Origin of the sequence: Streptomyces sp. NPDC101152 (assembly GCF_044768275.1) — a bacterium.
GTDB lineage: Bacteria > Actinomycetota > Actinomycetes > Streptomycetales > Streptomycetaceae > Streptomyces.
On record NZ_JBIWPO010000099.1, the window covers coordinates 1 to 10423 of the forward strand.

10 protein-coding genes and 2 pseudogenes are annotated in these 10423 nt (G+C 68.0%); 5 read left to right on the forward strand and 7 right to left on the reverse strand.

Translation table 11 applies throughout. The annotated features are described in order from the left end of the window. The 4 genes and pseudogenes from ACIRVK_RS44270 to ACIRVK_RS44285 form a co-directional block, all read left to right on the forward strand. Positions 1-236, forward strand: a pseudogene (locus ACIRVK_RS44270) (hypothetical protein); the annotation flags it as partial. Between the two features lie 128 nt (positions 237-364). Further along, positions 365-712 (forward strand): hypothetical protein, encoded by a 348-nt coding sequence (locus ACIRVK_RS44275; RefSeq protein ID WP_404257665.1) that lies wholly within the window; start codon positions 365-367, stop codon positions 710-712. A gap of 418 nt (positions 713-1130) precedes the next feature. After that, entirely contained in the window at positions 1131-1718 is a 588-nt protein-coding gene (gene lspA / locus ACIRVK_RS44280) for a signal peptidase II (RefSeq protein WP_404257647.1), read from the forward strand. 146 nt (positions 1719-1864) lie between these two features. Beyond that, a complete protein-coding gene (locus tag ACIRVK_RS44285; protein WP_404257649.1) occupies positions 1865-2113 on the forward strand; it encodes a hypothetical protein in 249 nt (82 codons plus the stop codon). Between the two features lie 291 nt (positions 2114-2404). Here ACIRVK_RS44285 and ACIRVK_RS44290 read toward each other — a convergent pair whose 3' ends face one another. The 5 genes and pseudogenes from ACIRVK_RS44290 to ACIRVK_RS44310 form a co-directional block, all read right to left on the reverse strand. Continuing rightward, on the reverse strand, positions 2405-3184 hold the full coding sequence (locus tag ACIRVK_RS44290) for a GvpL/GvpF family gas vesicle protein (protein WP_404257651.1): 780 nt from the start codon (positions 3182-3184) through the stop codon (positions 2405-2407). Continuing rightward, a complete protein-coding gene (locus ACIRVK_RS44295; protein WP_404257653.1) occupies positions 3181-3585 on the reverse strand; it encodes a gas vesicle structural protein GvpA in 405 nt (134 codons plus the stop codon). Before ACIRVK_RS44295 ends, ACIRVK_RS44290 begins: the two co-directional genes overlap by 4 nt. Before the next feature lie 302 nt (positions 3586-3887). Next, positions 3888-6434, reverse strand: coding sequence for an ABC transporter substrate-binding protein (locus tag ACIRVK_RS44300; RefSeq protein WP_404257655.1), 2547 nt, complete (start codon positions 6432-6434; stop codon positions 3888-3890). 539 nt (positions 6435-6973) lie between these two features. Continuing rightward, positions 6974-7414, reverse strand: a complete 441-nt coding sequence (mscL, locus tag ACIRVK_RS44305) for a large conductance mechanosensitive channel protein MscL (protein ID WP_404257657.1) — start codon at positions 7412-7414, stop codon at positions 6974-6976. A 219-nt stretch (positions 7415-7633) separates the two neighbouring features. Next, positions 7634-8207: pseudogene (locus ACIRVK_RS44310) on the reverse strand (transposase family protein); the annotation flags it as partial. 758 nt (positions 8208-8965) lie between these two features. On the opposite strand from ACIRVK_RS44310, the gene ACIRVK_RS44315 reads away from it, so the two are divergent. Beyond that, positions 8966-9103 carry a hypothetical protein gene (locus ACIRVK_RS44315; protein WP_404257659.1) on the forward strand — a complete coding sequence of 46 codons (138 nt, stop codon included), beginning with the start codon at positions 8966-8968 and terminating at the stop codon, positions 9101-9103. Between the two features lie 228 nt (positions 9104-9331). Here ACIRVK_RS44315 and ACIRVK_RS44320 read toward each other — a convergent pair whose 3' ends face one another. Further along, a complete protein-coding gene (locus tag ACIRVK_RS44320; RefSeq protein WP_404257661.1) occupies positions 9332-10090 on the reverse strand; it encodes an EF-hand domain-containing protein in 759 nt (252 codons plus the stop codon). Between the two features lie 148 nt (positions 10091-10238). Then, a partial coding sequence (locus ACIRVK_RS44325; RefSeq protein ID WP_404257663.1) for a zinc ribbon domain-containing protein occupies positions 10239-10423 on the reverse strand: 185 nt, incomplete at its 5' end.

The following is a 10423-nucleotide window of genomic DNA, read 5'->3' on the forward strand; positions in this document are numbered from 1 at the left end:
CACCCGCTGCCGAGCCGGAGCGTCCCGACATCCCAGACCACCCCGCCTACCAGCAGATCCTCACCGCCCTGACCGACGCGGGCCGGCCGATGCGCGCCCGCGACCGCTGCCAGGCCCTCGACCAGCCGATCCTCCCGAAGAACACCGAAGGCATCCGCTCCAAACTGAAACGCCTGGTCAGCCGAGGCATCCTCGTCGAAACCGAACCCGGCTTGTTCGCCCGCCCCGAAGCCTGAGGGCCGGCCTCACTCCGTGACCAGTGCTCCTTCCCCAACCTCAACCACGAAACGGACAAGAGCTCACGTTCCGCACTCTGAGACCTGTTCCGCAACTGTTGACGGCCCTGGTGCTGGCTGGCGTGTCGATGGCGGCGTTCGCTGCCTGGCTGGGCTGGGGCCAGCACTATGACGTGCAACCCGATGGAACTTCGACCGGTCCGTACGAGGCCTGGCAGGTGATCGGGCTGGTGCTGACCCTGCTGGTACCGGTGTACTGGGCGGCATCGCGTCGCTACGTCGCCGGAGCTGTGCTCGGCACCACGGCCGGCCTCACCATTGCTGCCTATTTCGACTGGTCGGACGACTCCACCGGCCAGTTCATGGTCGGCGTGGGGATGGTCATGATGGGCAGCCTCGCCGTGACCGCCAGCGCGACCACCGTGATCGCCTCCGTGAGACGGCCCCTGAGTCCTCAGGCGGGCAACGAGCCGTGATCGATACGCGGTATTCGTCTTCGGAGCGGGGGCCTGTACCGGTAGGTCTTCTGGCTTGGCGCGAGTGCAACTGAGGGATGAGGAATGGGAGTTCATCGAGCCGTACCTGCCGATTGGCGAGCCTCCTCGGTCCGTCGTTCGTGCTGACCGTGCGCCACGGCATTGCCGGTCCCACGGCCGATGCGGTGCGCTGGCTCACCCAGCAGCCCGGCATGGCGCGGCTGGGGCCGGTCAGTGAGCCCTCCCCAACTTGAAACCGCAGGTAAACGGCTGGTGTGAGCGGATCCCGGGACACTCACGCTGGTCGTCGGCGGCAGTCTGCGGAGCAGATCGTTTGTCAGCGGTTGCCTTCGAGGTTCGCCAGAACGAGCAGGCGCGCAGGGACTAATGTGGTGTTGTCCAGGGCGGCTCGGCATCAATGGAGCGGATCATTACTACCCACAATGCCTCGCAATCCCAGCCCGAGACCGCGAAGCGTGCTGTTGGCAAGCGCACACTGGCTCTGACCGCTCTGCTGACGGTGGCCGTTCTCACCTATGCCTTGGATCTCGGCAGCAAACTTGTGGCTGTCTCGCGGTTGGAAGGCCAAGAGCCCGTTGCCATAGCGGGCCACATGCTTACGCTGCAGGTCTTCCGTAACTCGGGTGCGGCTTTCAGCAGGGGCCAGGCATTCACTGTTGTGTTCACGGCGATTGCGGTCGCGGTTGTCGTGGTCATCACGCGTGCCGCGCGTAGGCTTCGGAGCCTTCCCTGGGCTGTCGCCCTGGGGCTGCTGCTTGGGGGCGCGCTCGGCAATCTGACTGACCGGATCTTCCGGGCGCCCGCGGTCTTTCGCGGGCACGTCGTCGACTTCATCTCCGTCGAGCACTTCGCGGTGTTCAACCTCGCCGATTCAGCCATTGTCTGCGGCTGTGCCCTGATGGTCCTCATGTCGATACGGGGCACTTCCCTGGACGGCTCGGCCCCGCAGGATCGGCAGGGCTGGAGCATTCTCTCCCTGCGGTGAGATGCCCCAGAGCCGAGAGCTCGACCGCTGCGCATACACGGGCACTGCAGACAGTTCTCGGTTTCGCGGACGACGTTCTGGCGCCCGGGCGATAACGAGTCGGGTCAGAAGGGTGGCCCGCAGTCGGAGTGTGTCGTTGGGTGAGCGTGAGCGCAGTACACGATGACGGGAACGGTGTGGTCTTCGTCCAGTTGAGCGGCGCGTACTGGCTGGACACGGAGCGCGGTGAGTGCCGGGAGTGCGGTGCGCTGTTCGCGCCGGACAGCAGTCAACGGGCCGCGACAGCCGGTGAGAGATGGAGCACGGGGTCGGGGCTGGGCCGGTTGTATGTGGTGATACTGCCGGTGGCGGTGCTGACGTTCACGGCCGCGGTGCTGCTGGGCGTGCTCTCCTGACTGATCCCACCTGGGCGGATGGGTATCAGCGCGGCCAGCACACGCCCGCTCCCTGTTTGCTCCGGGGGCGGGGCAAGGGGCCCAGCCGGTGATCACGACGCTTCAGCCAGTGCGAATGCGCGGATCGAGTTCACCGAGGAGAGGTACATCACCTCGGTCATGAGTGTCCGCCTGTCGGGCAGTCGGGCTGGCCTGCACACCGCGCCCGTACACAGCCGGTCATCCGGGACGGCCCGGAGGAGTGCAGGTGGTGGGTGACCGTTCCGGCCGTCGGTGGTGAAGAGGCGCGGCTCACGCGATCGTCTGATCGGCTGCGGTTCCGAAGGCTTCCCCAGCGCTCTCGGCGTGCTCGGAGGCGTCGTCGACGAAGCTGTAGGGCGGCAGGGGGCCGTTGACACGGAGTTCCAGATGTGGCTGCTGCCGGCGGAGTTGGTCGACCGCGTCCAGGAACTGTGCCGCTGAGGCGCGGTCGATGAGGAAGGAGAGGTTGGCCAGCCAGCCGGTGCTGGGCGGTGCGGCGCTGACCGCCTCCGCCGCCGGCCCCAGTTCCCGCTGGAGCAATTCGGCATCAGCTGCTTCGCGGGTTTGAAGCGCGGCAGCGATCATCTCCCCGAGCCGGACCTTGTCCTCCTGCGAGCCCCCGCCGGCCTGCCGGTTGGCTTCTGCCAGGGAGCGGATCTCGTCGTTGTCCGCCACCACCAGACGTAGCACGGCCTCTTCGTTGTGGTTGGCCTTGAGGTTGTACTCCGCTTTGCCCTCCAACACCCGCAGCCGCTCCAGCAGGTGATCCGCACGCTCGGCCAGCACGGTCGTGACCGTCTCGTCGTCGGGCGAGACGCTCGCGAACCGTATCGGCAGGACCACGCCGTCTTCCCCGGCTGCGTCGAGGACTCGCTGGTGGGCGAGCAGGTCACGCCGTTTGGGCCGCAACTCCTCGGGGGCGTCGCTGACGATCGCGGCCAGCTGGCCCTGGCGCAGCACCCGCACCGGCTCCGGCGGGTCACCCACGCCGTGCACGTCCTTGGAGAGCGAGTGCGAGGCGTGGGTGATCCCGTAGACGTAGGTGCTCATCGCTCGTCCTCCTTCCGGTGCGCGGACGGCGTGCCCTGTTTCTGGCGTCCCTCGTCCCGGGCCTGCTGGAAAGCCTGCGAGATCGTCTCGGCGGCTCCGGACAGCGCACCCTTGGTCTTGCCGCGGGCGCCGGATTCGGTGAGCCGGCCCGTGAGCTCGGTCAGGCCGGCCGGCTTGCGCGGCCCCGCCTCCAGGTCGAGGCGGTTGCATGCTTCGGCGAACCGCAGATAGGTGTCGACGCTGGCCACCACGACCCGTATATCGATCTTGAGTATCTCGATGCCGACCAGGGAGACGCGCACGAACGCGTCGATCACCAGCCCCCGGTCGAGAATGAGCTCCAGTACGTCGTAGAGGCCACTGGAGCCTCCGCCGCCGCCCTGCTGCGTTGCCACCGTCATCACGACCAGCCCCTTGCCATAGGTGGGATCCGCCTCCACAGCGTCTGCCCCAGTCGCATTCCAGTCCCGTCCGGAGCACTGTGGTGGGTTCCCGCAGGTCACGGTGGGCTTGAAGGCAGCGGGCAGGTTGCCGGTTGCGGGTAGCCCTCACCCTCAAGATCAAACGTATGTGCGAGCGGGAGCGTCTGGGGTCGGCCACGCCCGCCCCGACGACGCAGCGATTGCTCACCGAGGGGCCTGAGCCGAGCCGCGTACCGCAGCTCGCCCCCGCGGCGCACTGAAATGGCACGTACCGATCCGGGTCATGGGGAAGCCGCACCGGTGTCGTCCCTGGGGCACGAGAAGGTGTCGGGAGGAGTTCCCCACTTCGCGGGGCTCTGCCGGTCGGGCAGGACTCCGCAGCTGAGCAGGGTCGCGGTGATTCCACTCGGTTGGGTGATCTCCCGGATGAACACCGCCTTGTCAGGCGGGTATTTGTTCTTGCCGTCCAGTTGCAGCACGCCGGATGCGCCGGGGTACTGGGACACGCCGTGAGCGGTGAGCCACAGGTAGATGTCGTTGGGCTGGACGTCGTCGGAAGCCGGCAGCAGGTCCTCGATGACCTTGCTGACGACACCCATGGTGTCGAAGCCGCCGGCGGCGTCCGCATCGGCACTGCGTTTGCCGAAGACCGTGGCGAAGTCCTGTGCGAACTGGGCATAGGGGTCCCGGGAGTCCGGAGTGGGTGCGTTCGTCGTCTCGTAGAAGAGCGTCATGTACGGGTAGGCACGCGCCGTCTGTCCGGGATGCAGCTGGAAGTCGATGGGGGAACTCTCGGTGATCATCGGGATCGTCGTGCCCTGCGGGGGCTGGCACTGACCGCCCGCACTCTGCATCGCGTTGAGGAGGCTGGGCAGCACACCGGACCGGGCGAGGTAGACCACCATCCCGTGCGTCGCGGCGACCTTGTTGCAGACTTCGCTGGCGATGTCCTCCGGCGTGGTCGCCCCGGGCTTCTCGCTGTACTTGATCTCGTCGATACCACCGTAGCGGCGGTAGGCGGCAACGAACAGGTTCTTGAGGTCCGTGCTGAAGCTCGCGTCGGTCGGGTCGTACACGACCACGGCGTGCGGTGTGGGGCTGGTGAGTTGGCGGATGGTGGGTGAGTGGTGGACGAAGTCGGCGAGGACCTGCGCGACGCGTCCGTCGGGTGCCGAGATCTGGAAGTAGCGCTGCGGCGAGTCGGGGCCGACCATGCCGCTGCCGGACACGCCGTTGGCGATGACCGGGATGCCGGCCTGGTCGAGTTCCCGGACCGCGTTCAGCGACTCCGGACGGCTCTGGGTGATGCCGATGACCGCGGCGATGTGGTCCTGCCGCTGACGACTGATGATCATCTGTGCGACGTCAGGGTCCTTCGGCGCTGCGGCGCTGCGTGCCCCGTACTGAAAGTACTGGCCGGTGTTGGCGATGAGCAGGCGGATGGGCATCTTGTTCTGACGGACACCGGCGTTGAGCCTGTGCTGCTGGGCGATGGCGCCGCGCAGGATCTGCAGGCCGACCGGCGGGTCGTCGTAGACGCCGTTTTGCAGACTCAGGGGAGCGAGGAGGACGAGGGTGCGGTAACGCCCGTCCGGGATCTGGGCGTTCTCCGTGGCGACCTGGTGCTCCAGGTCCTTCAGTTCCCTTCCGCGGTCCCCCGGTACGGCGAGATCACATTGGCTGCCGTCGGTGACGCCCACGCGCTCACCGGTTTTGACCGTGACGCAGGAGGCAAGCGCGGGGGGTGCAGTTGGCCACAGGTAGTGCGGGGCCAGAAGGGTGACCGCGGTGGCCGCTGCCACGACGGGCAGAGCGGTCGGACGCAACCAGTCGAGGGGGTGGTCCCGGCGGGCCATCACGCCCCAATGGGTGTCGATCTTCGTCTTGGCCGTGCCCTCGGTGTCGTCCTCGGCCGGCAGTGTGATGAGGCGTACCGGCTCGTCACTGCCCTCGTTGAGGAACGTGAAGACCTTGTCGGCGATGCCGTTGGGCCGGTCGGGGTCGGCGCCCAGCGGCGCGGCGTAGTCCGGTGGCGGGCCTGCGCAGGCGGCCAGGACGAGCAGTGGCTTGGTCGGATGGTCACCGGCGAGTTCCTCGAACGTGCCGAGGAAGGCGCGGCCGGGGCCGTCGGGGTTGTCGATCTCGGGAAGCAGGACGACGAAGGACCACCGGCGCCGTGCCCACAGATGACTCAGCCAGGTCCTTCCTCGAGTCGCTTTCCGCAGATCGGTGAGCAGCGCCCGCAGGAGGATGCGCCGCACGCGCGGGTCTTCCCGCTCCAGTTCGCCGTCCTGGCAGAAGGCGAGCGCGGCGTCCAGGAAGCAGGTCGTGTTCGCTTCGTCCGCGACCCAGCGCAGGCCCCAGTGCCGAAGGTGGAACCGGTAGCAGAGCTTGGGGAAGCCGACGATCAGGGCTGCCACGAGTCCCTGCAGCCAGCCGGTGAGGAGATGCTGGCCCAAAAAGTCTGCGAGGCGGGCGCAGGCGCGCAGCGTTTTCCGTCTGTTGAGCAGGGCTGCGTACAGGTCATCGAGGATGGGCTGCTGCTGGGCCTGGACGTCGCCCGCGCCACGCTCAGCCTCCAGTACGGCCCGGCAGGTGTGAAAGGCCGGCAACCGCAGTCGTCCCGAGGGCATGGTGAGCTGGAGCCGTACGGCGATTCGGTCGATCGCGGAAAGGAAGCCCCCGCCACTCAGTTCTGCCTCATCGACGACTGCGTGCGGAACCTGGAAGTGAGGGGTGCCCCGCCGTCGCGACAGCCGGTGCTCGTATTCCCGGACCATGAAGGCCGGAGCCCGGACATCGCCGCCGTCCTGCCTGGCGAGAACCAAGGCAGGCACCTTCTCGGCACGCGACCGAGTGGCCGCGAAGGTGTCGAACTGACGTATGAGGCGGTCCGCCCATCGCGGGTAGCGTGGGACCGGGTCCGTGGGCGTGGGGGTGTTGGGCACGCAGTTCCTCCCTCAGAAAACCGGGAGGCCAACATGCCATGAAAGGCGGGTCTGAAAGCGCGCTATATCCGGCACTGGCGCCTAATGAGTGATTCAGGCCTCTTTGAGGGCGACGGATGGCAGAACCGCGAGGGAAGGCACGAGCTTGTCACCGCGGAAGCCGGAAGCCGGAAGCGGGAGGTCGGCACCGCCACCCGCCTTCCCGCCAGCCTGTCCGCGTATCGTCCGAGATCGTCACCGGCCACCGCCTCACCCGCTGACCGACACCATCGGCAGCTTCGCCGAAGGGCAGCGTTCGTACACGACGTCAACGGCAACCTGTGCCGGCGCGCTGCGGGCGCCAGCCCACGAGGCAGACGGAGCCGTAGCTCGCGCGCACTCCTTCATGATCGCCCAGGCGGTGCCGCGCGCCACGTCCGTTAGATGCGGTTGCCGGGCTGCGCCGGGAAGTCGGATCGGCCTGCCACCTCGGCGGTGCAGAAGGAGCAGCGGCGAGCTGCGGCGGGGATGGAGCTGAGGCACTCGGGGCATTCTGCCTTGGGTGCCTCGACATCCTGGCCGGACAAGAAGCGGTCGTGAAGCTTGGTCACCGGCAAGACGACCAGGAAGTACAGCACGGTCGCGGTGAGTACGAAGCTGAAAACAGCGTTGAGGAAGGCCCCGAAGGGGAAGGCGGTGCGGGATACGGTGAAGGAGCGGTTGCTGTAGTCGCCGACCGAGCCGGTCGCCAGGCCTACCAGCGGTGTCAGGAAGGCCCGGACGAAACCGTTGACGACAGCGGTGAACGCGGCACCGATGACAATGCCGACCGCCAGGTCGACGACGTTGCCGCGGACCAAGAAGTTCCTGAAGCCCTTCACCGTGCTGTTGTTCCTTTCCTCGACCTTCTCACGAGCCCCGCTCCGTCAAAGAGAGGTGAGCGCCAACGTCCACGCGCGAGGCTGTGGGGCTTACGTGCGGCGGCTACCCCGCCGGACGAATGCCATACCCAGAACAGGCCGGGGGCAACGGTGTGATAGGGGTGGGCCGCCAGTGTCGTGCTGCGAGCGGCTGCGCCAGCGTGAGTTGGCCCGGCCGCGCGCTTCGCTGCTGACCAGCAGTGCCTGCAAGATCCCCGCGGTGGGGGTGGGTTCGCCGTTGGGCGGGCGGCGCTTGGCGGTGGTGACCCAGTCTCCGGCTCCGGTGTAGGCCATGTCGGCGAGGATCGGGACGCCGTGACGCTCTCAGATTCGGATGATCTTGTGGGTGCGGGCGGCCGTCAGGTCGTGGGTCCGGCCCGGCAGCGCCGCCGATGGCCGCAGGATCTCCCCGGCCGGATCTGTGACGACCTGCACGTTCACTCCGTGCCGTTTGTGGTTGGAAGGAGTGGTCGGCCTGCTCGTCGCCGACCCGGTCGCACTCGGCGAGGGTGCCGTCCAGGAGCGCGTAGTCGGGGTCCGTCTCACGCAGCACCTTCAGCAGGCCCGGCGCCTTGTCCGCCAGGTGCAGGAGGACTGTCGTGACGTAGGCGTGGGCGGTGCCGACCGATATGCCGAAGCCCGCGGCGAGCTGCGTGAGGGTGTCGTGCCGCCGGAGGTAGTCCAGGGTGACGAGAGCACGCTGGTGCGGCGGGAGCTTGCAGCGACGGTCACCCTCACGGGTGACGATGAGCATGGTTACCCACTCGACCAGAGCGTGGGGCAGGTCGAGTGCGATGCCCCTATGGATGTCAAGGTGGGCGGGCTGTGGACAGGGGGCACCGCAGGTCGCGCCACCAGGCGGGATTGTCGGTTGAGGATCGGCACCTACCGTCCCTTGATCACGAGCTTCACTCGAAGCGAGCCGCACCCAACCTTGAAACCAGGGCGCGCAATCGGGGCTGCACCTCGCGCCGGCCCTTGAACGGGTAGGCGGGTGTGTCGGTCTTTCACGGCGCGGTAGACCGTGTGCTGCCTGAATCCGGCGGTAAGCGGTGGTGCGCATCTGGTCCTTCGGGCCCTGTGGTGGCCGCTTGGTCCGGGGGGCGTCTGGAGGGCCTGTGACCGGTGGCACGCACGTCGAGCGCCGGATGAATGCGCCTTAAGACGCCCGACCTGGGGCTTGATCGCCCTGGGATGCAGCCCGCTTCTTCCTGTCCTCTGGTAGCGCCGGCTGCCGTCCCTCCAGGCGTGGGCGGCAGCCGCGCAGGTCGACGTACGTGCCAGGGAAGCCCATGCGAGGAGCGACGGCCCTCTGGGCGGGCTTCCGGACGAGGGGGACCCCTCGAGCTGTGCCAGGCACTCCGCCCGGTGAAGCGGGTCAGCCTTGGCCCCGGGTACCCGTCGCGGCCGGTAAGGGCGTCCTACGCCCCGGGGTGCGCGTTGCCCCATTCGGCCGCATCCTGGGCATGGCTCCTCCAGGTGCCACAGACCGACCTTCCGGGAGGTCCTGTGATGCTGTTCGCCCTGCTCACGCCTGTCGCGATGATGGCTGTGCTCTTCGGCGTGACCGCCTTCGAAGAGCACCTGTTCCCGCAGCCATCGGTCACAGAGGACACCAGTCCGCCGACAGATCGCACCACGGCGCACTGAACGGAAGTCTCGGGGCAGGCTGAGGCACCAGTTCCTCTCTCGTGCCGCCGCCATGGTGCCGGAATGGGCACGGCGGCTGCCGAAGGCCTTGGTGGGCCCGGTGCCACAGACCGGCGTGCCGTCGTGGCGGCCAGGCGCGCGGGGGTTCGCGACTCCCTGGTCTGCCGTACTCGGACCCGAGCAGGGCAAACCAGGGAGATGGGCGCCGGCGCCGGGCTTGCAGACTGCTCATGCCTGTGCGAACAGCGGGTCATAGGGGGTGGTGCGCTGGCGGCCGGTCATGAAGGACAGGAGTCCTTGACGAAGGCGCTGCGCGTGTACGCCCCCAGCGCCAGCTGTTTCGCGTTGGAATCCGGTGCGGAACAGGGCGCGGTATTCGTCGGCGTCGATGGTCTGGTTGCCGTCTTTGTCGGTGGCGTCGAAGAGGACTTCTGCGACTTTGATCAGTGCGGGTCCAGCCATCGAGGCAACGCCGGCGGCGTACTCCTGGGCGCTGATGCGGCCGTCACCGTCGGTATCGAGGGCGGCCTGCAGTTCCCGCCACCAGTCGGCGAAGGCGTCGTAGAGCCTGCTCTCCTCGGGCTCGTCCAGGTCCAGACGGCTGGACAGCTCCCGGGCCATGGCCGCAAGGTCGGGCCAGTCAAGGTAGCCGTTGCCGGTCTGGTCCAGCACCTCGGTGAAGAACTCCTCCGCGCTGCGCCGCGACTCGCCTCGCGGGGCGGGTTCCGGCTGCGGCGGGAGTGGGGTGATGAGCCGGATGAGGGCTCCTGCCCGGTTCATCTTCAGTGCGGCGATCGTACGGGCCCGCGGGCCGTCGCTGCCGGGAGAGAGGGAGAGCAGGCCGGCGATGCTGTCGGCGGTGATCCAGCCAGCGGGCAGGAAGCGTGCCAGGCCGGCCGCCAGGTAGGCGCCCTGCATCACGGTCGGGGCGCCGGGCAGTTCCGGCAGCCCCGCCCGCCGGCGGAACACCTCGGGCAGGGACGCCACGGTGATCGCCCCGATGACCGGACCGGCAACGGTGCGCCCGGCCGCCCACAGGGTGGGCAGCCCCTGCAGCAGCGACGGTGCCGGCAGGTGGTCGAAGAGCTTTTGAAGCTCTCCCCTCCCTTCGCAGGCTCAGGAAGGGGATTCCTGTCTACCTTGCGGCGACAGGTTTGACGGTTTTACCCGCCCTACGACCGCGCCTTCCGGCGGCCGGGACCTCCACGATGACGTGGCCGATCCGGTACAGGTGCACGATGTTCCTCGCCGCGTTCCAGTCGGCGTTCGCCGTCCAGCCGCAGTCGGGGTTCTTGCAGGAGAACAGTTGTTGGCTCTCTC